Origin of the sequence: Methylobacterium oryzisoli (genome assembly GCF_046557895.1) — a bacterium.
Lineage (GTDB): Bacteria > Pseudomonadota > Alphaproteobacteria > Rhizobiales > Beijerinckiaceae > Methylobacterium > Methylobacterium oryzisoli.
In genome coordinates, this window is record NZ_JBKIBX010000025.1 from 64,217 (window position 1) to 86,551 (window position 22,335).

Consider the following 22,335-nt stretch of genomic DNA (forward strand, 5'->3'; position numbering starts at 1 on the left):
CCGAGACGGCCGGGCGCCATACAGGGAGGCCGCCTTGGCGGAAGATGTCGTTCTGAGCGAACGGCGCGACGGCTATCGGGTGATCACGCTCAACCGGCCGGACCGCCTCAACAGCTTCAACGTCGCGATGCACGAGGCACTGCGCGACGCCCTCGCGGCGGCCGCCGCGGACGAGACCTGCCGGGCGCTGATCCTCACCGGGGCGGGCCGCGGCTTCTGCGCCGGCCAGGACCTGTCCGACCGGGTGTTCGAGCCGGGCCGGATGCCGGACCTCTCCGAGACGCTCGACACCCTCTACAACCCGCTGGTGCGCCAGATCCGCGACCTGCCCATGCCGGTGGTCTGCGCGGTGAACGGCGTGGCGGCGGGCGCGGGCGCCAACCTCGCGCTCGGCTGCGACATCGTCGTGGCGGCGCGGTCGGCGAAGTTCATCCAGGCCTTCGCCAAGCTCGGCCTCGTGCCGGATTCCGGCGGCACGTGGCTGCTGCCGCGCCTCGTCGGGCGGGCGCGGGCACGGGCGCTGGCGCTGCTGGCCGAGCCGGTGCCGGCGCCGCAGGCCGAGGCCTGGGGCCTGATCTGGAAGGCCGTGGACGACGAGACGCTGATGGAGGAGGCCCACCGCCTCGCCACGCATTTCGCGACCCAGCCCACCGCCGGCCTCGCGCTGATCAAGCGGGCGCTCGACGCCGCCGAGACCAACGACCTCGACGCGCAGCTCGATCTCGAACGCGACCTCCAGGGGCAGGCCGGACGCACCCCGGACTATACCGAGGGCGTCGCCGCCTTCTTCGAGAAGCGCCCGCCCCGCTTCACCGGGAGGGCCTGATGGCGCAGGAGCGATCCCCGGACGCGCTGGCGCAGGCCTGCGCCGCCACGATGTGGGCGGAGGATCGGGCGAGCCGCGGCCTCGGCATGCGCCTCGAACGCGTCGGGCCGGGCGAGGCCGTGCTGTCCATGCGGGTGCGCGAGGACATGACGAACGGCCACGGCCTCTGTCACGGAGGCTTCATCTTCGCGCTCGCCGATTCGGCCTTCGCCTTCGCCTGCAACGCCTACGACCAGACAACCGTGGCGCAGCACTGCGCCGTCACCTTCCTGCGCCCGGGACGCCTCGGCGAGACGCTGACCGCCCACGCGGTCGAGCGCGCACGGGGCGGGCGCTCGGGCCTCTACGACGTGACGGTGCGGGGCGCGGAGGACGGGGTGGTGGCGGAGTTCCGCGGGCACTCGCGCACCATCGGCGGCAGCTTCCTGCCGCAGGCGGATGGCGAGGGGAGCGGCACGTCCGCCCCCTTCCCCGGCCGGCGCGACCCCGTGGAGGACTGAGACCGGAATTCGACGACGCCAAGAAAACAGACCATCAGGGAGGTTTCGTTGCAGCCGATCACGCCCCGGAAGCTCGCCGAGCTCAAACCCGATCCGCAGACCCTCGACCGCGCCGAGATCGCCGCGAGGGACGACCTCGCGGCCCTGCAGCGCGAGCGCCTGGCCGGCACGCTGCGGCACGCCTACGAGAACGTGCCGCACTACCGCGCGGCCTTCGACGCGGCCGGCGTGCATCCGTCCGACTTCCGCGACCTGCCCGACCTCGCGCGCTTCCCCTTCACCAGCAAGGTGGACCTGCGCGACAACTACCCGTTCGGGCTGTTCGCGGTGCCGCGGGAGCGCGTGGCGCGCCTCCACGCCTCGTCGGGCACCACCGGCAAGCCCACCGTCGTCGGCTACACCAAGGCCGACCTCGACGTCTGGGCGGAGGCGGTGGCGCGCTCGATCCGCGCGGCGGGCGGTCGGCCCGGCATGAGCGTGCACATCGCCTACGGCTACGGGCTGTTCACCGGAGGGTTGGGCGCCCACTACGGGGCGGAGCGCCTCGGCTGCACGGTGATCCCGATCTCGGGCGGCATGACCGAGCGCCAAGTGCAGCTGATCCAGGACTTCAAGCCCGACATCATCATGGTGACGCCGTCCTACATGCTCGCGATCCTCGACGAGTTCCGCAAGCAGGGCCTGGATCCGCGCGCGTCCTCGCTGAAGATCGGCATCTTCGGGGCCGAACCCTGGACCAACGCCATGCGCGAGGAGATCGAGGAGGCCTTCGACCTGCACGCGGTGGACATCTACGGCCTCTCGGAGGTGATGGGGCCGGGGGTCGCCAGCGAGTGCGTCGAGACCAAGGACGGCCTGCACATCTGGGAGGACCACTTCTACCCGGAGATCATCGACCCGGCGACCGGCGCGGTGCTGCCGGACGGCGAGCAGGGCGAACTCGTCTTCACCTCGCTCACCAAGGAAGCGATGCCGGTGATCCGCTACCGCACCCGCGACCTGACCCGGCTCCTGCCCGGCACGGCTCGAACCATGCGGCGGATGGAAAAAATCACCGGGCGCTCCGACGACATGATGATCGTGCGCGGGGTCAACGTCTTCCCGAGCCAGATCGAGGAGGCGATCCTGAAGGTGCCGGCCCTCTCGGCCCATTACCAGATCGTGCTCACCCGCGAGGCGCGCCTCGACGCCATGACGGTGACCGTGGAGATCCGGCCCGACGCCGACGCCCCGGAGGTGCGCGATGCCGCCGCCGGCCGGCTCGCCCATCTGATCAAGGACACGATCGGCGTGACGGCGAGCGTCGCGGTGCTCGCCCCCGAGGCGATCGAGCGCTCGCTCGGCAAGGCCAAGCGCGTCATCGACCGCCGCCCGAAGGACTGAAGCCCGCGATGGCCCGCACCCGCGCCAGCGACTACGACGACAAGCGCCAGACGATCCTCGATCGCTCGGCCGAGCTCTTCGCCGCCCACGGCTTCGACCGCGCCTCGATGAGCCGGATCGCGGATGCCTGCGGCGTCTCCAAGGCCAACCTCTACCACTACTACCGCGACAAGGAGGCGATCCTCTTCGACGTCATCCGCGTCCACTTGGAGGTGCTGCTGGAGGCGGTGGAGGCGGCCGACCTGCCTGGCCTCGCGCCAGAGGAGCGGTTGCGCGGCCTCGTCGGGGCGCTGCTGGAGGCCTACCGGGACGCCGATGCGCAGCACAAGGTGCAGATCAACGACCTCGCGCTGCTCCCCAAGGCACGGCAGGACGAGGTGCGGGCGATCGAGCGCGCCCTGGTGCGGCTCTTTGCGGACGCGATCGCGGGAGTGGCCCCGCACCTCAAGGGCACGCCGGTGCTCAAGCCCGTCACCATGTCGTTCTTCGGCATGGTGAACTGGCACTATCTGTGGTTCCGCGACGGCGGCGGCTTCACGCGCACGGATTATGCGGACCTCGTGACACGGATCATCGCCGACGGGACGCGCGGCATCGTGGCCGAACCGGAGCCGGCGCGGGCGGTTGCCACGGGCCGGTGACTCCGCCGCGCCTGCTCCCGAGGTTGTCGCGGGAGCGCAACACCTGTGGCCACACCGCACGGAAACGACGCATTGCCCCGGCCGCGTTAACCTCTTCGCAATTCCTGGCTGGCCGTGGGGCGCCCGGGCACCTATGAATCGGGACGACGCGAGGCCCACCGGACACCGCACCCTCAAAGCCGATGCCGCATTCAGAGAATTCCTTTCCGCCGGATCCTTCCGACCAGGACGCCAAGCGCGCCGCCCTGACCTACGTCTCGGAAGCCTTCGCCGAAGGCTGCCTCGACGGGATCGACGGCGATTGCATGGCCCAGGCCGCCCTGTTCGCCGCCTTCCAGGAACTGGTACAGACCTACGGCGAGGAGGCGACCGCCCGCTATGCCGAGGGCTTCCCGGACCGCATCCGGGGCGGCGCCTACACGGTCAACCCGCAGCCGCACCATTGAGCCGGCCCCGATGAGCGTGGCCTCCGTGCGCGCGCACTTGGCCGCGCACGCCCCCGACCTCGCGGTGATCGAGACCGAGGCGAGTTCGGCCACCGTGGCGCTGGCGGCCGAGGCGCACGGGGTCGAGCCGGCGCGGATCGCCAAGACCCTGTCGCTGCGGGTGGGCGAGCGCGTTCTGCTCGTGGTGGCGCGCGGCGACGCGCGGCTCGACAACCGCAAGGTCAAGGCCGCCTTCGGAGGCAAGGGCCGGATGCTCGGCGCCGAGGAGGTGGAGCACCTCACCGGCCACCCGGTCGGCGGCGTCTGCCCGTTCGGGCTCGCGACGCCGCTGCCGGTTTACTGCGACATCTCGCTGAAGAGCTTCGACGAGGTGGTGCCAGCGGCCGGATCGCCGAACAGCGCCGTGCGCGTCGCGCCCGACCGCATGGCCGAGATCGTCGGCGCCACCTGGGTGGATGTCTGCGAGCCGCCACCGGTGTGATGCGGTTTACATCCGATCCGTTCGAGTAAAGGCAAGCGCCTCTCCCCTTAGGGCTAACATATTCACACATCGCCGAATGAGGCGCGGGATCTCCTCTCCCCGCGTGCGGGGAGAGGGCTGCCGACCCCTCGTCGGGTCGGCAGCGAGCCCGCAGGGCGAGGGTGAGGGGGCGTCTCAGGACAGAGCGCACCCAGTACCGCCCCCTCACCCTCGGCTGCCGCCTCGTCTCGCCCCCGACAAGGGGGGCTCGACCCTCTCCCCGCACGCGGGGAGAGGAGACCGTGCACGACCCGACGGTGTGTATCCGCAAGCCTACACGGGAATCTCGCGCTCTATCGACGCCCGGAGCAATCGAAAGAGGCCCCGCCCGCAGGCGGGACGCTCTCGCTTATTCGAGGCTCAGCGCCACGAACCGCACCTCGCCCTGGCTGTTCGAGACCAGGAGCAGGGCGGACTTGCGGCCGTCCTTCTTGATCTGCTCGATGCGGCGCGTGACCTCGGTCGGGGTCGTCACCGGCTCCTGGCCCACCTCCACGATGAGGTCGCCCGCCTTGATGTTCTTGTCGGCGGCGTTGGAGTTGGGATCGACCCGGGTGACGACGACGCCCTTGAGCCCGTCCTTGATGCTGAAGCGGCGGCGCGTCTCGTCGGTGATGCCCGAGAGGTTGAGGCCGAGCGCCTGACGGGTGACGTCCGGCTCCGGCTGCGGCCGGTTGAGGGCGGCGGGCTGCGGCTTGTCGTTGTCCTCCAGGCGGCCGAGCGTCACCTGCCGGGTCTGCTCCTGGCCCTTGCGCACCGTCAGGACGTCGACCGTCTTGCCCACGGGTGTCGCCGCCACGATGCGCGGCAGGTCGCTCGACGACTTCACGTCGACGCCGTTGAAGCGCGTGATCACGTCGCCGACCTCGAAGCCAGCGGCCTTGGCGGGTCCCTTGTCGTCGATGCCGGCGATCAGCGCCCCGCGGCCGCCGCCCTTGAGGCCGAGCGCCTCGGCGGTGGTGTCGTCGACGTTCTGGATGCGCACGCCGAGCCAGCCGCGGCGCGTCTCGCCGAACTGGCGCAGCTGCTCGATCACCGGGCCGGCGGTGGCGGAGGGCACGGCGAAGCCGATGCCCACCGAGCCGCCGGTCGGCGACAGGATGGCGGTGTTGATGCCGATGACCTCGCCGTTCATGTTGAACAGCGGTCCGCCCGAGTTGCCCTTGTTGATGGCCGCGTCGGTCTGGATGTAGTTGTCGTAGGGGCCGGACTCGATGTTGCGGCCCCGCGCCGAGACGATGCCGGCCGAGACCGAGCCGCCGAGGCCGAACGGGTTGCCGATCGCGATCACCCAGTCGCCCGGCCGCATCTTGTCCGAGTCGCCGAGCGGCACCGCCTTCAGCGGCCGGTCGGGGTCGGGCTTGACCCGCAGCACCGCGAGATCGGTCTTGGGATCCTTGCCGACGATCTCGGCCTTCAGCTTGCGGCCGTCGTGCAGGATCACCTGGATGTCGTTGGCGTCGCCGATCACGTGGTTGTTGGTCACCACGATGCCGGAGGCGTCGAGGATGAAGCCGGAGCCGAGCGAGTTCGAGCGGCGCGGCGACGGGCGCTGCGGCTGCTGGTTCTCGCCGCCCTGGCCGCGACGGTTGAAGAATTCCTCGAACAGATCCTCGAACGGCGTGCCCGGCGGCAGCTGCGGCAGGGTGCGGTTGCGGGTCTCGACGGTGGTGGAGGCGGAAATATTCACCACCGCGTCCGTCACCTGCTCGGCGAGGTCGGCGAGCGATTCAGGCCCCTTGGCGAGCGCGGCGGGCGGCAGGGCGGCGGTTCCGACCGACAGGGCCAGGAAGGCGCCCGCGAGGGCCGGCAGCCGCCGTTTCGCGTACGCTGAGGAACGGCGCGCGGGCGCGGACTCGGCTACGGGCATCGGAAACCTCGTTCGGTCAAGGAGCATCAATCCAAGGGCGATCTGACGAAGGGCCGTCTTGCGAAGAGCGTCGTGGGTCATCCGCGATGCTGCCAGATCGGCCCGGCGTCGAACAGCCGACGCGTCGGCTGCATCACCCCTTACAGATCGTGGCGCCGCGGGGCCGTTCAAGGTGGCGTGATCACCGCATCAGCAGCCGCACCACGCCCACCACCACGACGCCCGCCACCGCCGAGACGACGCCGACGAGGCGCATGCGCTCCGTCGGCGTGTGGGCGGCCTCCAGCATCGCCCGGCGCATGGCCCGCGGGAAGGCCGCGCAGAGCAGCCCCTCGATCGCGAGCGCGAGCCCGAGGGCGGCGGCGAGGTCCCGCACGGCGCATGCTCCCTGTCAGGCCGGCTGGGCCGGTTCGGCTTTTATTGGCCGCTGGGCGCGGCGGCGGCGGCCGGCCGGGCGCGGCCCTGCGGATCGTTGAAGTAGCGGAAGAACTCCGAGGAGGGGCTGATCACCAGGCGCGTTTCGCTTCCGGTCAGTCCCTTCTCGTAGGCCTGCATCGAGCGGTAGAAGGCGAAGAAGTCCTGATCCTGCCCGAAGGCCTCGGCGAGGATGCGGTTGCGGTCCGCGTCGCCCGCGCCGCGGAGCTGATCGGCCTTCTGATTGGCCTCGGCGATCAGCACCGTCACGTCGCGGTCGGCCCGCGCCCGGATGGTCGCCGCGTCGCGCTCGCCGTTCGCCCGCAGGTCCGCCGCCTCGCGCTGGCGCTCCGTCTGCATCCGGCCGTAGACCGCTTGGCTGTTAGCCGCCGGCAGGTCCACCCGGGTCAGGCGCAGGTCGATGATCTCGATGCCGAGATTCTTGGCCTGCCGGTTCACGTCCTCCTGGATCCGGTTCATCAGCGCTTCGCGCTGCGTGCGCACGATGGCGTCGCGCGAGGCGCTGGCCAGCACGTTGCGGGTCGCCGCGTTGGTGAAGCTCGACAGGCGCTGGTTGGCGGTCGGGATGTTGTTCACCGCCTGGTAGAAGCGCAGCGGATCGCTGATCTTGTAGCGGGCGAAGGCGTCCACTTCGAGGTTCTGCCGGTCGGCCGACAGCACGGTCTGCACCGGCAGGTCGAGGTCGAGCAGACGTTTTTCGAAGTACACCACCGTCTCGACGAACGGGATCTTGAAGTAGAGGCCCGGCCGGTCGGTGCCGGCTTGGTTGAGCACGCTGCGCACGCGCCCGACCTGCAGGACCAGCGCCTGCTGGGTCTGGCTCACCGTGAAGGCCGCGGCGTAGACGAGGAGCGCGGCGAGCGCGACCAGGATCAGGAGGCCGGTACGGACGGTCTGGGCGTTCATCGGGCAGTCCCTTGAGCCTGGGTGGCCGGACGCGCCGGGGCGAATTCGTTCAGGGGCAGGACCGGCAGTACACCCGCCGTCGCCGGACCGGAGGACGAGCCGGGGCCGCCCTGGTCCACGATCACCTTGTTCACGCTGCCCAGTACCTTCTCCATCGTGTCGAGGAACATCCGCTCGCGGCTGACCGCGGGGGCGACCTTGTAGGATTCGTAGACCTCGCGGAACCGCGACGCCTGACCGGTCGCCTCGGCGGTCGCCTGGGACTTGTAGCCCTCCGCCTGCTGGACCAGCTGGGACGCGCGGCCTTCGGCCTGCGGCACCACGCGGCTCTGGTAGGTGCGGGCCTCGTTGCGGGCGCGCTCGGCGTCCTGCTGCGCGGCGTTCACGTCGATGAAGGCTTGGCGCACCTCCTGGGGCGGGCTGACGCCCTGGAGCTGCACGACGTTGATCAGCACACCGGCGCCGTAGGAATCGAGCGCCCGCTGGATGATCTCCTGCACCTCCTGGGCGACGCTGGTCTGCTCGGTGGTGAGGATCGGCTGGATCTTGCGCCGTCCCACCACCTCGCGCATCGCGCTCTCGGCCACCGACTTGATGGTGCCCTCGGGGTTCTGGAGGTTGAACACGAACTCGTCGGCCTTGGCCGGGTTCACGCGCCACTGCACGTCGAAGTCGATGTCGACGATGTTGTCGTCGCCGGTGAGCATCAGGCTCTCCTCCGGCACGTCGCGCATCCGCTGCCCGCCGCCGGAGCGGTAGCCCACTTGGATCGAGTTCACCTGGCCGACATTCGGCTTCACCACGGCGCCGACCGGATAGGGGAAGTTGTAGCGCAGGCCCTCGCCCACCTGTCCGGTGTAGCGCCCGAACACGGTGTTGATGCCGACTTGGTTCGGCGCGACGACGTAGAAGCCCGTGAGGAGCCAGAGCGCGGCGGCGATCACCACCGCCAGCACCACGCCGCGCCCGCCCAGCGAGCCGCCGCCGGGCATCAGCGTGCGCAGGCGGTCCTGGCCGCGGCGCAGCAGGTCTTCGAGGTCCGGCGGCTGGTTGCCGCCCCCTCCCCCGCCCCATGGCCCGCCGCCGTTGCCGCCGGGACGGCCCCACGGCCCGCCCGGGTTGCCACCGCCGCCGCCACTGCCGCCACTGCCGCCGCCGCCGCTCTGATTACTCCAAGGCATGCTCGCCCACATCCTTTCCCGGCCGGCACGCCTCTCGAGGGTCGCGTCCCGCGCGGCACCTGGTTGGTTTCACAGATGTCACCGCAGCGATATCGGCTGCGCCTCGCGCGAAAGCAACCTCTGGCCGCCGGCCCGCGGCGCAGTTTGCCCGCTTCCGGCGGGGTTCGTTCGCCGCACCGGCGATGCGGGATGATGCGACGCGCTCAATCGTGGCGGTCCGCGGACACCCCAGGACGCTCCAGCGTCACGAACCGGAAGGCGTGCTCGTCGTCGGGTCCGGCGGGGTGCGCCTCGCTCGCCACCTCGCGGAAGCGGCCCTCGGGAATCGCCGGGAAGAGCACGTCGCCCTCGGGCGCCGCATCGACCTCGGTGAGCTGGATCCGGTCGGCGAGCGGCAGGGTGAGCGCGTAGATCTGCGCGCCGCCCGCGACCATGATCTCCTCGGCGCCCGCCGCCTGCGCGAGCACCGCCGGCCAGTCCGCGGCGCTCGCGACCTCCGGCGCCGACCAGGCGGGATCGCGCGTCATCACGATCACCCGCCGGCCCGGGAGCGGGCGGCCGATGGAATCCCAGGTCCGGCGGCCCATCACCACCGGCTTGCCCATGGTGAGCGCGCGGAAGCGCCGCAGGTCGCTGCGCAGGCGCCACGCGAGGTCGTTGTCGCGTCCGATGACGCGGTTGCGGGCGACCGCGGCGATGAGGGTGACGAGCGGCATCGCGCGCCTCACACCGCCACCGGCGCTCGGATCGCCGGGTGCGGGTCGTAGCCCTCGATGGCGATGTCGTCGTAGCGGAAGTCGAACAGCGAACGCACCGACGGGTCGAGGCGCAGGCGCGGAAGCGGGCGCGCCTCGCGGGCGAGCTGCAGCTCCGCCTGGGCCACGTGGTTGGAGTAAAGGTGCGCATCGCCCAGCGTGTGCACGAAGTCGCCAGGCGCCAGGCCGAGCACCTGCGCCATCATCGCGGTGAGCAGGGCGTAGCTCGCGATGTTGAACGGCACTCCCAGGAAGGCATCCGCCGAGCGCTGGTAGAGCTGGCAGGACAGGCGCCCCTGCGCGACGTAGAACTGAAACAGGCAGTGGCAGGGCGCCAGCGCCATCCGGTCGAGGTCGGCCGGGTTCCAGGCCGACACGACGAGGCGGCGGGAATCCTGGTTGCGGCGGATCTCGTCGAGCACCCAGGCGATCTGGTCGACGCTGCCCCCGTCGGGCTTGGCCCAGGAGCGCCATTGGCGGCCGTAGACGGGGCCGAGATCGCCGTGCTCGTCGGCCCACTCGTCCCAGATCGTCACGCCGTTCGACTGCAGGTAGGCCACGTTGGTGTCGCCGGCCAGGAACCACAGCAGCTCGTGGATGATCGACTTCAGGTGCAGGCGCTTCGTCGTGACGAGCGGAAATCCCTCCGCGAGGTCGAAGCGCATCTGGTGGCCGAAGACCGAGAGTGTGCCGGTGCCGGTGCGGTCCTGCTTCTCGACACCCTCGTCGAGGATGCGCCGGAGGAGGTCGTGGTAGGGGCGCATGGCATCTGTCCTCCGCGGGGGCGCGACGATAGCGCATTCGCGCGGGCGCGGTCAGCGCCGGGGCGGGCGCCGTCCCGGTATTTTCCACGATCGCTCAAGCGCGCGCGAGCATCGCCAGCACGATGGCGCCATTGTTGACGGCGTGGAGCGCCATGCAGGCCCACAGGCTGCCGGTGCGCGCCCGCACGAGGCCGAGCGCGAGGCCGAGCGGCAGAACGCCGAGCGGCTGCGCGAGGGTGCTCCAGCCGTGGCCGAGCGCGAACAGCCCGCCGCTGAGAACCACGGTCGCTCCCGCGCCCAGAACGCCGCGCGCCCGGGCGAACAGATCGCCGCGGAAGACGAGTTCCTCGGCCATCGGCGCGAGCACCACCAGCCACGCGAGCCAGACCGCGAGGCTCGCGCCGTGCAGCCAGTGCGGCAGCTGGAACACCGAGGCGGGCGTGCGCCCCGACAGGATGGCGAGCAGCGAGATCCAAGAGAGATGCAGGACGGGCCAGAGCAGCAGCGCGAGCGGCAGCGCCGCGCCCGGCGGTGGCGCCACGCAACCCAGCGCCCGCGCCCAGCCCGCGCCGTAGCGGCGGCGCGCCCGCCAGATCACCAGGGCGGCGACGATCGGCAGCGGCAGGACCGAGAGGGTGAGGCCGTAGCGCTCGGCCTCGTCGAAGCCCGAGAACGGGAAGCCCCACAGGCTGAGCCCGCGCATCCGCATCAGGCGGGCGCTGCCGGCGACGAGCGCGAAGGCGGCCAGCCCGGCGGCCGCGAGGAAGAGCGGCGGGCGCAGCGCGAGGCCGAGAATCCGCAGCGCGCGGGGCCAGTCGGAGGCCGGCGGGTGGGGCGCGACGGCCACGGCGGTGATCGCGGGCGTGGAAGGGTGATCGGTGGGCTTCAAAATCCTCGCGCGACCCCCTATATTCGTCCTGCCGGCCGCGAGGTCGGCTATGGCGATAAACGTTCTTCGCAATAAACCTATCGGACCCGGGGGCGGTACCCGGCGCCTCCACCCGAGCCCAGGGCTCCACGCGCTGGGCTTCGGCGGGGGCGAAATAGGATCGACGAGGGCGTAAAGGTTGGACTTTCGCTCGGCATGGTTCCGCCGTTATCGGGCCAATGCAATAGTTGCCAACGACAACTTTGCTCCGGTGGCGGTGGCCGCGTAAGCGGTCCCCAAGACCAAACAAAGTCCTAGCGGTTAGCATCGCATAGGCGGGGTTCGGAGGCACCTGGCAACAGAAGCCTCCACTCATTTCCCGACAGCCGATGGATGCGGCACCAGGCAAGCGACCGCTGATGGCAGACGATCTGATTCGCTACGACCTCCTGGTGCAGGACGCGCTGCGCAGCGTGGTGCGCAAGGTTCTGGGTGACGCGGCCCGCGAGGGGCTCGCCGGCGACCACCACTTCTACGTCTCGTTCCGGACCGACTATCCGGGGGTGCGGATCTCGCAGCGCCTGCGCGACAAGTACCCCCAGGACATGACGATCGTGCTCCAGCACCAGTTCTGGGACCTCGGCGTCACCGAGCACACCTTCGAGGTCGGCCTGTCCTTCTCGGGCGTGCCGGAGCGGCTCCTCGTGCCGTTCGAGGCGGTGACCGGCTTCTTCGATCCGTCCGTGCAGTTCGGCCTGAAGTTCGAGCTCAACGATGGGCGGGTCACCGAGGAGCCTCCGGCCCCGGCCGCGGGCCTGCGCTCCATCCGCGGCGCCGGATCGGAGCCGAGCGAGGCGAGCCCGAAGGTGCCGGCGCTCACGGGCGTGCCGAAGATCGCACCGCAGGCCGACAAGGCCGAGGCGAAGCCGGCCGCCGAGAAGGGCGACGACGGAGACCCGGTGGCGACGCCGCCGGAGAACGGCGCCTCGGTGGTGAGCCTCGACGCCTTCCGCAAGAAGAGCTGAGGCCCGGCGCCCACGCGCGGGCCTGCGCACCCCGCCCCCGGGGCTGGGGGCGGGCCTACGGGGCTCGGTGACGGTTTTCCCGTCAGCGGTAGCGGTCGCTGCTCCGGCTCATGCCGCGCGCCACGTCGTCGCCGCTCACGGAGCGCTGGCCGAACATCAGCCACGCGAGGCCGAACCCGATCGCGCCGGCGACGAACCAGCCGGCGAGCGTCGTCCCCTCCACCTCTCCGATCGCATCCTGTCCGCGGCGCATGGCGCGCGAGCCATACTCGGCCGCGTCGTCCCAACGGTCCGACGCCCGGTCGGCGAGATCGCGCGCCGCGCCCGCGGCCTGCTCGTAGAGGCCGCCGGTGTCGGACGACCCCTGCGACCCGTGCGACTGCTGCCTCGCGCCGCCCGCCGCGGGGCCGCCTGCATATGGTCCAGCCATGTCGATTCTCCCGGTTACCGGTCGAGAGCGGGGCGCCCTCGGCGGTGGCGACGGTCAAACGCCGGGAGCGGAGGGGTGTTCCGCGGCCGTGCTTGGACGAGCCGCCCACTCCCCGAGGGTATGGGTGTCCGAGGGGTCCAGCACCTCGGGGGGCGCGGGGTCGGCGAGCGCCTGCGCCAGATCCCGCGGGCTCGCGACCGCCGCGAAGGCCGCCTGCGTCTCGGGATCGTCCAGGGCCGCCGCGAACAGCGCGGGGTCGAGGCAGCGCAAGGTGCCGCCGTCGAGGCGGGCGTAGACCCGTCCCGTCTGCGGCTCGGCGAAGCGGATCACCCGCATCCGGCGCGCGCATTGGCGCAGGAACTCCGTGTTGTGGGAAGGCGCCATCTGGGCGGCGCCGGGATAGACCTCCTGCGGGGTGGCCGCGTTGACGTTGATCTTGCGGAAGCGGTCGACGTCGAGGATCGGCCGCAGGTCGAAGATCGTGATCTCGCCGTTCCAGCCGAAGGCCACGGTGCGCGGGCGGCGCCCTTCCGGCACGCTGTTGTCGAGGAACTCCGCGTGGACGCGCTTGTCGTCCTTCAGCGCCCAGGTGAAGAAAAGCCGCGGCATGCCGGTGAAGGCCTCGACGTTGTGGGCCAGCAGGTCGTCCACCGCCTTGTAGCGGCCGAACTGCTCGCCGCGCAGCCACGCGCGCTCCACCGTCGCGTCCGGCGGCGTGATCATGAACAGCATGTAGACCCGGTCGCCGAACCGGGTGAGGAGCTGGCTGCCGTCCTCGGCGCTGGAATCGGCCGCGAAGCTGTCGAACCGGAACCGGTCGATCAGGAGGTGCGACATGCGCCCCTCGCGGGCCTTCGCGGCCATGTAGCGGTCGAGCTTCTTATTGACGATCTCGACCTCGTGCCCGGTCAGGGTGCCGGCGTAGCGCCGGGCCGGGCCGAGGGAGGCGTAGTCGAGCAGGAACTTGCGCCAGATGTCGGGGCTGATCAGCGCGAAGTCCGACCACGCGGCGCCGATGCGCCCGGCGAGCGCCCGCTGCAGCGGACGCATCGTGCTCTTGCCCGAGGCCGAGGCGCCCTTGACGTTCATCACCACCGGGCGGGCCTGCGGCGCCAGCCGGTGGTAGCCCTCCCGCTCCGCCGCCTCGCTCAGCCACGGATCGATCAGGCGGCCGATGCGCTGGCTGCCGAAGCCGTTCGAGAAGAGCGTCTGGCCCACCTCCGTGAGCAGCCCGGGATCGCGCACGAGCCGCCCGCGCTGCTGGATCACCCCGGCGACGACGCGCTGCAGCGCCTGGAGGGCCGCGGCCTCCGCCTCCCGCCCGGCCGCTATGGCCTCCTCTCCCGCGGCGTCGAGCAGGCGCGCGGCGCGCGCCTCCAGCGTCTCGCAGGCCGCCGGGGTGGAGGACGCGCGCGAGAACCAGCGCCGCCGGCTCGGCCGCGGCGGCTCGGGCTCCGCGAAGACCGCCGCCAGCGCGCGCGCCATCACCGCCCTCCCCTCCTGCTGCACGGCCCGCAGGTGGTCGGTCACCGCGTCGAGGCGCGGGCTCACCGCGACGGCGAGCAGGTGGCTGGTCATCCGGCGGAAGTTGACGCCGAGATCCGCGTACTTTTCCCCCACCGGGACCGACAGGTCGGCGGTGACGCGCACCAGCACCTCGTGCACGGCGAGGCGCTCCGCCCGGAACGCCACCGCGTCGTGGAGCGGCAGGCCGCACAGCCCGGCGAGATCCTGGGCCGCGCCGAGGCTGGTCTCGACGTTCTCCGGCCTGAAGACCGTGGCGAGCGGCAGGAACCGCCGCGGCAGGGCCGATTCGATGCCCGGATTCCACGGGCCGTAGGGCGAGGGGCAGAGATCGGTCTTCGGACCGTCGATCCCTGCGGTCGGGGGCTCGCGCCGCATGCCTGCACCTCCCTGATCGTGCGCCGAATTTGACACATGGTATCTGGTATGCCAACGTCCGAACAGAACGAGATGCGCCGAAAGCGCCGCGCCGCGCGTTGAGCTATCTTGACGGCTCGTCGCGCGCCGAGAGTGCGCTCAGGACAGCGAGGGAACGGCCATGACGAGAGGCTCGACGCGCCGCCGGCCGGCGGCCGGGTGCGGCGTCGCCCAGGCCGCCCTCCCGGCTTTCGCCCCCGCCCCGTGCAACCCGATCAGACGGCAGATGATCCCATGACCAAGGCTCTCGAAGGCGTGAAGATCCTCGATTTCACGCATGTCCAGTCCGGGCCGACCTGCACCCAGCTTCTTGCGTGGTTCGGAGCCGACGTGATCAAGGTCGAGCGGCCGGGCGTGGGCGACATCACCCGCACGCAGCTGCAGGACGTGCCGGACGCGGACAGCCTCTACTTCACGATGCTGAACTCGAACAAGCGTTCCATCACGCTCGACACGAAGAACCGGACCGGCATGGAGGTGCTCGAAGACCTCGTGCGGGTCTGCGACGTGCTGGTCGAGAACTTCGCGCCCGGCGCGCTCGCCCGCATGGGCCTGACCTGGGAGCGCATCCAGTCCCTCAATCCGCGCATGATCGTGGCCTCCGTGAAGGGCTTCGGCCCCGGCCCCTACGAGGAGTGCAAGGTCTACGAGAACGTGGCGCAGTGCGCGGGCGGGGCCGCCTCCACCACCGGCTTCCGGGACGGCATTCCCCTCGTCACCGGCGCGCAGATCGGCGATTCGGGCACCGGCCTCCACCTCGCCCTCGGCATCGTCACGGCCCTCTACCAGCGCACCCAGACAGGCCGCGGGCAGCGGGTCGACTGCGCCATGCAGGACGGGGTGCTCAACCTCTGCCGGGTGAAGCTGCGCGACCAGCAGCGCCTCACCCACGGCCCGCTCAAGGAGTACAGCCAGTACGGCGAGGGCGTGCCCTTCGGCGACGCCGTGCCGCGCGCCGGCAACGATTCTGGCGGCGGGCAGCCCGGCCGCATCGTCAAGTGCAAGGGCTGGGAGACCGACCCGAACGCCTACCTGTACTTCATCACGCAGGCGCCGGTCTGGGAAAAAATCTGCGACGTCATCGGCGAGCCGGACTGGAAGACCCACCCGGATTTCGCCAAGCCGGCGGCCCGCCTGCCCCGCCTCACCCAGATCTTCGAGCGCATCGAACAATGGACGATGACGAAGACCAAGTTCGAGGCGATGGACATCCTCAACCAGTACGACATTCCGTGCGGGCCGATCCTGTCCATGAAGGAACTGGCCGAGGAGCCGTCGCTGCGCGCCACCGGCACCATCGTGGAGGTCGAGCACCCGGTGCGCGGCAACTACCTGACGGTCGGCAACCCGATCAAGCTCTCCGACAGCCCGACCGAGGTCACGCGCTCGCCGCTGCTCGGTGAGCACACCGACGAGGTGCTGCGCAAAGTGCTGTCCTACTCCGACGAGCGGGTGCTCGAAGTCGCCGGCTCGGGCGCCATCGGCTCGGTGCAGAAGATCGCGGCCGAGTAACCCCTCGTTCAAGCGCCCGGCCCGGCAAAGCCAGGCCGGGCGCCGCATTCGCACCGACGCCGTCACCTGGCCGGGACCCCGCCCGGCCGCAACGGGAGCGCCGGCGTGCCCGCCCGGCGCTTCCCCCCGGAGGAGCCATGCGCATCGCACTCATCGGTCAGCAGGATTTCGGCAGGGCGGTGATGGACGCCTTCCTGGAGCGGGGGGATGCCGTGGCGGGCGTTTTCTGCGCCCCCGAGAAGGAGGGTGCCAAGGCCGACGCCCTGAGGACCGCGGCGCAGGAGCGCGGCCTGCCGGTGTTCCAGTTCGCGAGCCTCAAGAGCCAGGAGGCCGCCGAGGCGCTGCGGGGCCTCGACGCCGATCTCGGCGTGATGGCCTACGTGCTGCAGTTCGCGCCGCAGAGCTTCGTCACCATCCCGCGCCACGGCACGATCCAGTACCACCCGTCCCTGCTGCCGCGCTATCGCGGCCCCTCCTCGATCAACTGGCCGATCGCCAAGGGCGACACCGAGACCGGGCTCAGCATCTTCCGGCCCACGGACGGCCTCGACGAGGGGCCGGTGCTCCTCCAGAAGACCTGCGAGATCGGCCCCGACGACACCCTCGGCGACGTCTATTTCGGCCGGCTGTTTCCGATGGGCGTCGCCGCGATGCTGGAGGCGGCCGATCTCGTCGTGGCCGGGCGGCACCGCGAGACGGTGCAGGACGAGGCGGCGGCGAGCTACGAGGGCTGGTTCTCCGCCAAGGCCGCGCGCCTGCACTGGGACGCGCATGTCGACCACCTCTACAACCTGATCCGGGCCGCCAATCCGGCGCCGGGCGCCTGGACCACGCTGGAGGGCCGCAAGCTCCAGATCTACGATGCGCGCAAGCACCCGGTGCGCACCTTCGGCGCCGTGACGGGCGCGCTGGGCGAGGTGACGGAGATCGGCGAGACCTCGATCCGCATCACGGCGCAGGGCGGGCAGATCGAGGTGCTCAAGCTGAAGGCCGAGGGGGGAGGCAAGATGGCGGCCGCCGACTTTGCCCGCGAGGGTGGCCTCCGGGTCGGCTCGCTGCTCGGGACCTGACGCGCCGGAGGCCAGGCCCTCAGTTCGTCACCCGGGCGCCTCCGCTCGGGTGCTTCGGCAGGGCCACCACGGGCTGCATGGCGGTCGCGTCCGCCGTGGCCGTGGTGTTGCCCGTGAAGGTGATGGTGTCGGCGATGATCGGCATGAAGTCGCTCTGCTGGCCGAAGCTGCCGTTGCCGCGCAGATCTATGGCCTGCCGCGGCGCGTAGATGGCGCCGACGAGCTTCACGTCGGCCCCGCCGTTGATGACGTTGCCGTTGGCGCCGGTGACCTGCCGGTCCTGCATCAGCACGATGCCCGCGTAAGGCCCGGTGGTGGTGGCGCTAAGGTCGACGCTCGCCCCGCCGTTGATCCGGAAGCTCGCGTTGGACCCGGTCAGGTAGAGCGTGACGCCCCGGCCGGTCACCGTCGCCTGAGCGCTGATCGTGAGTGGTCCGTTGATGAAGTAGAAGCCGGGGTTGAGCGTCACCGTCCCCTTCAGGTCGAGGCTGCAATAGTCACCCGGATCGAGGGTCTGGGACTTGTTCGGCTTGCCGGCCTGCCCGGGATCCCGGCAGCCGGAGCCGGAGGCGAGGGGCAGGTTGCGGAAGGGATCGTCGAGGCGCGGGCAGCCCCTGCGCGGCACCGGCAGGGTGCCGGATGGGAAGTTCGTGCCGCCGACCGCGCAATAGGCCGCCGCCTGCACGGTGGCCGAGCCCTTCAGCGAGATGGCCGCCGCGTTCGAGGAGTTGCTGTAGATGCTGCATCGGCGCGCGACCACCGACGTGTTGCCGGTGAACAGCACGGCATCGGCGGCGGTCGGGTTGAGGGCCAGGATGCAGATCGGCACCGTCCCCGCCTCGCTGCCCACGGCCGCGCTGGAGCGCACGGCGATCGGCAGGGCCGCGACGCCGAGGATGCCCGCGAACTTCGTCGGCACCCTCTGCGCGGCATCGACCGTCACGACGCCGTTCTCGACGCTGACGGTGGCCGTCGGCCCGGGTCCTGCGGACGCAGTATTGTCGGGGGCCGGGAGGAAGGTGCGCACCACATCGACCGGCGTCTTCGAATCGGTCGAGATCAACACCGCCGCGAGGGCGGCCTGATCGGCCGTCGCTTGCAACCGCACCTTCGCCTCGTAGGCGAGACTGATGTCGATGCTGGCGCCGATCAGCATGACGAAGGGAAGGAACGTCATCCCGAAGATGACGGCGCCGGAGCCCGCTTCGTCCGAGAGAAGTTTGGCGATCCAGGTCCGCATGACACACCGTTCGACTGCAACCCGAAGTCGAGCAGGCGGATCTGAACGGAGTGTCAGCGGATTCCCGCGAAGTGTCGGCAATGGGATGATTCGTGGGACAATCCGGCAAATCACTTGCCGACGAGTCCCCGATGCGGGGCGATGCCCGCCAAAAATGCCTTTGACGCCTTCGCGGCGGGCCTGCTAAACGGGGTCGGTCGAGCGGGGCATCGCCTCCCGGCCGCCGGAATCCCCTGGGTTCCGGGTGCGGGCGTAGTTCAGTGGTAGAACGTCAGCTTCCCAAGCTGAATGTCGTCGGTTCGATCCCGATCGCCCGCTCCACCAACCCCTTGGAACCGAACACCTTTTTGGCGGCCGGACAGGCGAGGTGTTCCCCATGTTCCCCATGGCGTTCCCCCACCGTTCCCCTCCCCTGTTCGGGACCCGTTCGCTTCCGCGGAGCAGAGATCGGGCGCTGTGACGTGGAGCGCCTTCGATGAGGTGTCGTGCTGATTGTTGAGGACGAGGACTTGGTCTGCATGACCGCTGTCCTCATGCTGGAGAATGCCGGGTTCGCCGTGGTCGAGGCCGCCAGCGCTGACGACACACGGACCATCCTTGAGACCGACCCGACAATCAGTGCCCTGTTCACCGACATCGAGATGCCCGGTTCCATGAACGGGGTGGAGTTGGCCAGCCGGGTGGCTGCACGCTGGCCGCACATCCGGCTGGTGGTCACCTACGGACGCGTCCGCCTGCGCAATCAGGAGACGCCCGATGACGGTCAGTTCCTGGCCAAGCCGTACTATCCGGACGAGTTGCTCAGCGCCTTCGCCCACGCTTGAGCCACATGTCGGGTTCCCAAGAAAATTGTTGCGGCACACAGCACAATTTCCGGATCCTGCCTCAAGCTGCCACGTTCTTCCGACATCGCCTGCCGGTGAGCGCGCTCCCGGCAGGCACATATATCGCGCAAATAGAAGGGAAAATCATATGGCGACCAAGCCGAAAACCTTGCAGGACGCGTTCTACGAGACGCTGAAGGACGTTTATTATGCCGAAAAGCAGTCAGTGCGCGCGTTGAAGAAGGCGACCAAAGCGGCTGAGCACGAGGAGCTGCGCCTAGCCTTCGAGGCCCACGCAGAAGAGAGCGCTAACCAAGTCGAGCGCCTGCAACAGGTGTTCGAGATCATCGGCAAGCCAGCCCGCGCCAAGACTTGCGAGGCGATGCAGGGCCTGACCGCTGAGATGGAAGAGGATCTTGAGGATTTCGGCGACAGCCCGGCCGCCGATGCCGTCCTCGCCGCCTGCGCCCAGGCCGTCGAGCACTACGAGATTGCCCGCTACGGCACCCTCAAGACCTGGGCGATCCAGCTCGGCTATGAGGACGCTGCCAAGCTGCTCGACGAGACGCTGCAGGAGGAGAAGAAGACCGACCAGCTTCTCACCGAAATCGCCGAGCGCATCAACGTCGAGGGATCGGACGACGAGGCCGAGGCGGGATCCTCGAAGGGCAAGCGTGGCCTGAAGACGGCCTGAATTTGCAATGAACCGGGGGTTGCAGGACCACCCCGGTTCATCAACACTGCATCTGTGGCTGCCAGCGCGCAAACCCTGCCTGTTGGAACTCGGGCAGCGGCTCTGGCTCTACTTGCTCAGGCAAGCTCGGAGCGCACCGATCCGCGTACCGAACATCCGGACCGACTGCTTCAGTTCATCCACAGTCACGTCGAGGTCGCGGGCCAGTAAGCGCACTTGGTGCGGGTTGTAGATGTCGAGGTGGGTTTTCGGATGCGAGGTGGTCTTGGGATGAGTAAGCGACATAAAATCTGCCTTGGCGCGGGCCGGATGCGCGCAGCTGGAGGTGTGTCAGGGATGTCTGATAACGTGCGCCGCTGCCGTTTGTTGCAGGCACCGGCTACCGGCCGCCACGCGACCTAGGGCTACGAGTCGCGCTCCGGACATCGTTGTGCATGCAGGACAGGCCCGGTTGGACGGATTACATACCGTTAGGGTGGAGAAGGGGCGCCGCTAGATGGCCCGCCCCCGATCGGCCGCCGTCACCCAGGTCGGAGTACAGTCAGCTGGTGCGCGGCTCCCGGGTTACGACGGCTGGAGTTATCTCAGCCCGATCCAGTGTCTTAAAGACCTCTTTGCAGGCGGTACTGAGGCTCTTCCTCTGTCGACGCAGGCACGCCTTGATGCCCGGTACGTTCGGGATCTCGCTGCTACAGAAGCGGAACACGTCTGGGGTGCAGGCGGCTCGGTCCGCTGCTGTTTCGGCTAGGCTAAGAGTAGCAGTGCAGACGATCAGGCCAACCGTGGTCAGGCCGAGGATAAGCTTACGCATTCTCGCCTCCTTGCAGGCAAATTCCTCCGCCTCCCTGCCTCATGACTGAAGCAGTTTTTATTTATGACTCATCTATTGCGATTGATGAGCCCATATAGGTCATAGCTTTGGCGAACAGACCAAATCTTGGTGTTTGGTGCCGAGATACCAGAGTAGACGATAGCTTGGCCGCGGCAAGGGGGCACATCAAGTGAGAGCGCTGCCACGCATTAGCACCCGTGGATGGGCAGAAGGCACGGATCACAGCCGCCCTGAAAGCCGGCATGACCGCGGGCGTTGGCCGTCGAGCAGCGCCGGTTCGGCTACCGCCGCCTACAAGGATGGCTACCCTGAATGCACAGGATGCCGTTCCCAGGCGATCCGTCTCCTTGTGGGGGTGTAGAAGCCCATCATCCGTCATGGCATCTGATAGGCTGTGCCGCGTGATCCCGATATGATCGCGCACCAGCAAGAGTGCTACGTCATGTTGGACCGGGATGATCTAACCGTCAGCCTTCGGCTTATAGCCGAGCTCGCTGAGGATCTCGCCCACGAAGGCTCCCCGCAGTTGCTGCGCGAGAACTACCGCTGGTCCAGCCCGACCCTGGATCGGCTGGCACGTGCCAAGCACTTTCTCGATGCGGCTGGATGGCCGGCAGGCCCAGCCCTGCTGGAAACCATCGAGATAGCCTCGTTGCAGGGCGGCCTGCCGTACAACCAGATCTCCTAGCCGCGAGGTGGTGATGGAACGTCCACGTCGCGTGGGCATGGCTTGGTACAGGCCCGAGGATTACACCCGGCTGCGGGAACTGATGCAGGATGCTGACCGGCTTCCCGACAGCTACGACGCTTGGCGCATCTCAGCGGAGCAGGTTGAGCGCGAGGTGACGCGCAGCGGTATGGCGGTGATCCGCGTCCTCATCACGCCCGAGGAGTTCGTCGCTTGGTGCAAGGAGCGTGGCGTGCAGGCCGACGCCACTGCGCGGTCCCGGTTCGCCAGCGAAAGCGTCGCGAGGTCTGATGCTGCCGGATGGGAGGTGGCCAGAAGCCAAGTCCCTGAGACTTAGCAGTCGGCGGAGTACCGCCCTCAGGATGATTGAGCCTCCAGGCGATCGATCGTCCTGAAGATCTCCTCGCGATGCGCATGCCAGTGCTGTACACGGTGGCAGTCCTAGACCTGTTTGCGGCCTTCCTGGCGATTGCGGTGCTGCGCCCGATGCTGTTGCGCCACCACGGTGCGAACAGCCCGGCCGTTCCGGCCGGTGCTCTTGCACAGGCTTGATGCTCGGCTCGCCACGCTCCGCTTCGATGGGTAGGGCCAGCCCAGGGAGTGGCGCCACATCACGGGATGTGATTTGTTGGTGGCGGTCCTTTTAACTGAATCAGACCTAGCCCGCCCGGCTCAGCCGCGGCGGGCTCTTTCATCTCAGACCTCATCCATTCCCGCGTATTTCGCACGACAATGGGCGGGCACACCCGTCACAGCGCTGACAATGCAAGGGCCGCGGGCTGAGCACGGTGTCCCTTCCCCGAGCTTCTTTGAAATGCAAACGCCCCAGGATTGCTCCTGGGGCGCCGACCGGTCGTGCGACCAGACGTGATCGGGGTCTGGGGACGCGCAAGCCGGACCCTCGTACCTTGATCGCTTAGTAGGTGCCGAACTTGTAGTTCAGGCCGGCGCGGACGACGGCGAACTCGGTGTCGCGGCGCAGGT

At 69.5% G+C, this 22,335-nt stretch carries 24 protein-coding genes, 1 tRNA gene and 1 other RNA gene; 16 read left to right on the forward strand and 10 right to left on the reverse strand.

Annotated features, from left to right (window positions below; translation table 11 throughout):
- Window positions 1-34: 34 nt before the first annotated feature.
- The 6 genes from paaG to ACKUB9_RS21620 all read left to right on the forward strand — a co-directional run bounded on the left by paaG (window position 35) and on the right by ACKUB9_RS21620 (window position 4,277).
- Complete coding sequence (paaG, locus tag ACKUB9_RS21595) at window positions 35-826, forward strand: 2-(1,2-epoxy-1,2-dihydrophenyl)acetyl-CoA isomerase PaaG (protein WP_407528861.1); 792 nt, start codon at window positions 35-37, stop codon at window positions 824-826.
- Window positions 826-1,326 carry a hydroxyphenylacetyl-CoA thioesterase PaaI gene (paaI, locus tag ACKUB9_RS21600; protein WP_410825906.1) on the forward strand — a complete coding sequence of 167 codons (501 nt, stop codon included), beginning with the start codon at window positions 826-828 and terminating at the stop codon, window positions 1,324-1,326. Before paaG ends, paaI begins: the two co-directional genes overlap by 1 nt.
- 48 nt (window positions 1,327-1,374) lie before the next feature.
- Window positions 1,375-2,709 carry a phenylacetate--CoA ligase PaaK gene (gene paaK, locus ACKUB9_RS21605; protein WP_407531102.1) on the forward strand — a complete coding sequence of 445 codons (1,335 nt, stop codon included), beginning with the start codon at window positions 1,375-1,377 and terminating at the stop codon, window positions 2,707-2,709.
- An 8-nt stretch (window positions 2,710-2,717) separates the two neighbouring features.
- Entirely contained in the window at window positions 2,718-3,350 is a 633-nt protein-coding gene (locus tag ACKUB9_RS21610; protein WP_407531100.1) for a TetR/AcrR family transcriptional regulator, read from the forward strand.
- Window positions 3,351-3,532: 182 nt separating this feature from the next.
- Window positions 3,533-3,796 (forward strand): hypothetical protein, encoded by a 264-nt coding sequence (locus tag ACKUB9_RS21615; RefSeq protein WP_407531098.1) that lies wholly within the window; start codon window positions 3,533-3,535, stop codon window positions 3,794-3,796.
- A 10-nt stretch (window positions 3,797-3,806) separates the two neighbouring features.
- The gene (locus ACKUB9_RS21620; protein WP_407531097.1) at window positions 3,807-4,277 is read left to right on the forward strand and encodes a YbaK/EbsC family protein; all 471 of its coding nucleotides are present in this window, start codon (window positions 3,807-3,809) and stop codon (window positions 4,275-4,277) included.
- A 388-nt stretch (window positions 4,278-4,665) separates the two neighbouring features.
- On the opposite strand, the gene ACKUB9_RS21625 is transcribed toward ACKUB9_RS21620, so the two are convergent.
- The 7 genes from ACKUB9_RS21625 to ACKUB9_RS21655 form a co-directional block, all read right to left on the reverse strand.
- Window positions 4,666-6,186 carry a DegQ family serine endoprotease gene (locus ACKUB9_RS21625; protein ID WP_407530693.1) on the reverse strand — a complete coding sequence of 507 codons (1,521 nt, stop codon included), beginning with the start codon at window positions 6,184-6,186 and terminating at the stop codon, window positions 4,666-4,668.
- A gap of 181 nt (window positions 6,187-6,367) precedes the next feature.
- Window positions 6,368-6,562: a DUF2065 family protein gene (locus tag ACKUB9_RS21630; protein ID WP_407530691.1), complete on the reverse strand. Its 195-nt coding sequence runs from the start codon at window positions 6,560-6,562 to the stop codon at window positions 6,368-6,370.
- Between the two features lie 41 nt (window positions 6,563-6,603).
- A complete protein-coding gene (gene hflC, locus ACKUB9_RS21635) occupies window positions 6,604-7,527 on the reverse strand; it encodes a protease modulator HflC (protein WP_407530689.1) in 924 nt (307 codons plus the stop codon).
- Entirely contained in the window at window positions 7,524-8,708 is a 1,185-nt protein-coding gene (gene hflK / locus ACKUB9_RS21640; protein WP_407530688.1) for an FtsH protease activity modulator HflK, read from the reverse strand. The genes hflC and hflK overlap by 4 nt, the downstream gene beginning before the upstream one ends.
- 203 nt (window positions 8,709-8,911) lie before the next feature.
- Entirely contained in the window at window positions 8,912-9,424 is a 513-nt protein-coding gene (locus ACKUB9_RS21645) for a dihydrofolate reductase (RefSeq protein WP_407530686.1), read from the reverse strand.
- Between the two features lie 8 nt (window positions 9,425-9,432).
- Entirely contained in the window at window positions 9,433-10,227 is a 795-nt protein-coding gene (locus ACKUB9_RS21650; protein ID WP_407530684.1) for a thymidylate synthase, read from the reverse strand.
- Between the two features lie 94 nt (window positions 10,228-10,321).
- Window positions 10,322-11,074 carry a CPBP family intramembrane glutamic endopeptidase gene (locus tag ACKUB9_RS21655; protein WP_407530682.1) on the reverse strand — a complete coding sequence of 251 codons (753 nt, stop codon included), beginning with the start codon at window positions 11,072-11,074 and terminating at the stop codon, window positions 10,322-10,324.
- 33 nt (window positions 11,075-11,107) lie between these two features.
- Between ACKUB9_RS21655 and ssrA the strand changes: the two genes are divergently transcribed.
- Both ssrA and ACKUB9_RS21665 read left to right on the forward strand, forming a co-directional pair.
- Window positions 11,108-11,468: a transfer-messenger RNA gene (ssrA, locus tag ACKUB9_RS21660) on the forward strand.
- A 46-nt stretch (window positions 11,469-11,514) separates the two neighbouring features.
- A complete protein-coding gene (locus ACKUB9_RS21665) occupies window positions 11,515-12,120 on the forward strand; it encodes an SspB family protein (protein WP_407530681.1) in 606 nt (201 codons plus the stop codon).
- A gap of 82 nt (window positions 12,121-12,202) precedes the next feature.
- Here ACKUB9_RS21665 and ACKUB9_RS21670 read toward each other — a convergent pair whose 3' ends face one another.
- Together ACKUB9_RS21670 and ACKUB9_RS21675 are read right to left on the reverse strand one after the other, a co-directional pair.
- Entirely contained in the window at window positions 12,203-12,550 is a 348-nt protein-coding gene (locus tag ACKUB9_RS21670) for a hypothetical protein (protein WP_407530680.1), read from the reverse strand.
- A 54-nt stretch (window positions 12,551-12,604) separates the two neighbouring features.
- Window positions 12,605-14,452, reverse strand: a complete 1,848-nt coding sequence (locus tag ACKUB9_RS21675; protein WP_407530678.1) for a DEAD/DEAH box helicase family protein — start codon at window positions 14,450-14,452, stop codon at window positions 12,605-12,607.
- Window positions 14,453-14,725: 273 nt separating this feature from the next.
- Between ACKUB9_RS21675 and frc the strand changes: the two genes are divergently transcribed.
- Both frc and ACKUB9_RS21685 read left to right on the forward strand, forming a co-directional pair.
- Window positions 14,726-16,003, forward strand: coding sequence for a formyl-CoA transferase (gene frc, locus ACKUB9_RS21680; protein WP_407530676.1), 1,278 nt, complete (start codon window positions 14,726-14,728; stop codon window positions 16,001-16,003).
- A 137-nt stretch (window positions 16,004-16,140) separates the two neighbouring features.
- Window positions 16,141-17,073, forward strand: a complete 933-nt coding sequence (locus ACKUB9_RS21685; protein WP_407530675.1) for a methionyl-tRNA formyltransferase — start codon at window positions 16,141-16,143, stop codon at window positions 17,071-17,073.
- Between the two features lie 19 nt (window positions 17,074-17,092).
- Here ACKUB9_RS21685 and ACKUB9_RS21690 read toward each other — a convergent pair whose 3' ends face one another.
- Window positions 17,093-18,313 carry a TadE/TadG family type IV pilus assembly protein gene (locus ACKUB9_RS21690; protein WP_407530673.1) on the reverse strand — a complete coding sequence of 407 codons (1,221 nt, stop codon included), beginning with the start codon at window positions 18,311-18,313 and terminating at the stop codon, window positions 17,093-17,095.
- 246 nt (window positions 18,314-18,559) lie between these two features.
- On the opposite strand from ACKUB9_RS21690, the gene ACKUB9_RS21695 reads away from it, so the two are divergent.
- The 6 genes from ACKUB9_RS21695 to ACKUB9_RS21720 all read left to right on the forward strand — a co-directional run bounded on the left by ACKUB9_RS21695 (window position 18,560) and on the right by ACKUB9_RS21720 (window position 21,903).
- Window positions 18,560-18,634, forward strand: a tRNA-Gly gene (locus tag ACKUB9_RS21695).
- A 164-nt stretch (window positions 18,635-18,798) separates the two neighbouring features.
- Window positions 18,799-19,137, forward strand: a complete 339-nt coding sequence (locus ACKUB9_RS21700) for a response regulator (RefSeq protein ID WP_407530671.1) — start codon at window positions 18,799-18,801, stop codon at window positions 19,135-19,137.
- A gap of 148 nt (window positions 19,138-19,285) precedes the next feature.
- Window positions 19,286-19,831: a YciE/YciF ferroxidase family protein gene (locus ACKUB9_RS21705; protein ID WP_407530669.1), complete on the forward strand. Its 546-nt coding sequence runs from the start codon at window positions 19,286-19,288 to the stop codon at window positions 19,829-19,831.
- A gap of 1,244 nt (window positions 19,832-21,075) precedes the next feature.
- Complete coding sequence (locus tag ACKUB9_RS21710) at window positions 21,076-21,351, forward strand: hypothetical protein (protein ID WP_407530667.1); 276 nt, start codon at window positions 21,076-21,078, stop codon at window positions 21,349-21,351.
- Window positions 21,352-21,364: 13 nt separating this feature from the next.
- Window positions 21,365-21,688: a DUF8829 domain-containing protein gene (locus tag ACKUB9_RS21715; RefSeq protein WP_407530665.1), complete on the forward strand. Its 324-nt coding sequence runs from the start codon at window positions 21,365-21,367 to the stop codon at window positions 21,686-21,688.
- 29 nt (window positions 21,689-21,717) lie between these two features.
- The gene (locus ACKUB9_RS21720) at window positions 21,718-21,903 is read left to right on the forward strand and encodes a hypothetical protein (protein ID WP_490390954.1); all 186 of its coding nucleotides are present in this window, start codon (window positions 21,718-21,720) and stop codon (window positions 21,901-21,903) included.
- The last annotated feature ends 432 nt before the right edge of the window (window positions 21,904-22,335 follow it).

What these genes read in the sequence shown, in the direction of transcription:
- ACKUB9_RS21685 (WP_407530675.1), top strand. Translation starts at nt 16,141, where the DNA reads ATGCGCATCGCACTCATCGGTCAGCAGGATTTCGGCAGGGCGGTGATG.
- ACKUB9_RS21690 (WP_407530673.1), bottom strand. Translation starts at nt 18,313, where the DNA reads ATGCGGACCTGGATCGCCAAACTTCTCTCGGACGAAGCGGGCTCCGGC.
- ACKUB9_RS21670 (WP_407530680.1), bottom strand. Translation starts at nt 12,550, where the DNA reads ATGGCTGGACCATATGCAGGCGGCCCCGCGGCGGGCGGCGCGAGGCAG.
- ACKUB9_RS21645 (WP_407530686.1), bottom strand. Translation starts at nt 9,424, where the DNA reads ATGCCGCTCGTCACCCTCATCGCCGCGGTCGCCCGCAACCGCGTCATC.
- ACKUB9_RS21625 (WP_407530693.1), bottom strand. Translation starts at nt 6,186, where the DNA reads ATGCCCGTAGCCGAGTCCGCGCCCGCGCGCCGTTCCTCAGCGTACGCG.
- ACKUB9_RS21715 (WP_407530665.1), top strand. Translation starts at nt 21,365, where the DNA reads ATGGAACGTCCACGTCGCGTGGGCATGGCTTGGTACAGGCCCGAGGAT.
- hflC (WP_407530689.1), bottom strand. Translation starts at nt 7,527, where the DNA reads ATGAACGCCCAGACCGTCCGTACCGGCCTCCTGATCCTGGTCGCGCTC.
- ACKUB9_RS21650 (WP_407530684.1), bottom strand. Translation starts at nt 10,227, where the DNA reads ATGCGCCCCTACCACGACCTCCTCCGGCGCATCCTCGACGAGGGTGTC.
- ACKUB9_RS21705 (WP_407530669.1), top strand. Translation starts at nt 19,286, where the DNA reads ATGGCGACCAAGCCGAAAACCTTGCAGGACGCGTTCTACGAGACGCTG.
- ACKUB9_RS21610 (WP_407531100.1), top strand. Translation starts at nt 2,718, where the DNA reads ATGGCCCGCACCCGCGCCAGCGACTACGACGACAAGCGCCAGACGATC.
- ACKUB9_RS21665 (WP_407530681.1), top strand. Translation starts at nt 11,515, where the DNA reads ATGGCAGACGATCTGATTCGCTACGACCTCCTGGTGCAGGACGCGCTG.
- ACKUB9_RS21620 (WP_407531097.1), top strand. Translation starts at nt 3,807, where the DNA reads ATGAGCGTGGCCTCCGTGCGCGCGCACTTGGCCGCGCACGCCCCCGAC.
- hflK (WP_407530688.1), bottom strand. Translation starts at nt 8,708, where the DNA reads ATGCCTTGGAGTAATCAGAGCGGCGGCGGCGGCAGTGGCGGCAGTGGC.
- ACKUB9_RS21615 (WP_407531098.1), top strand. Translation starts at nt 3,533, where the DNA reads ATGCCGCATTCAGAGAATTCCTTTCCGCCGGATCCTTCCGACCAGGAC.
- paaI (WP_410825906.1), top strand. Translation starts at nt 826, where the DNA reads ATGGCGCAGGAGCGATCCCCGGACGCGCTGGCGCAGGCCTGCGCCGCC.
- ACKUB9_RS21710 (WP_407530667.1), top strand. Translation starts at nt 21,076, where the DNA reads ATGATCGCGCACCAGCAAGAGTGCTACGTCATGTTGGACCGGGATGAT.
- ACKUB9_RS21675 (WP_407530678.1), bottom strand. Translation starts at nt 14,452, where the DNA reads ATGCGGCGCGAGCCCCCGACCGCAGGGATCGACGGTCCGAAGACCGAT.
- frc (WP_407530676.1), top strand. Translation starts at nt 14,726, where the DNA reads ATGACCAAGGCTCTCGAAGGCGTGAAGATCCTCGATTTCACGCATGTC.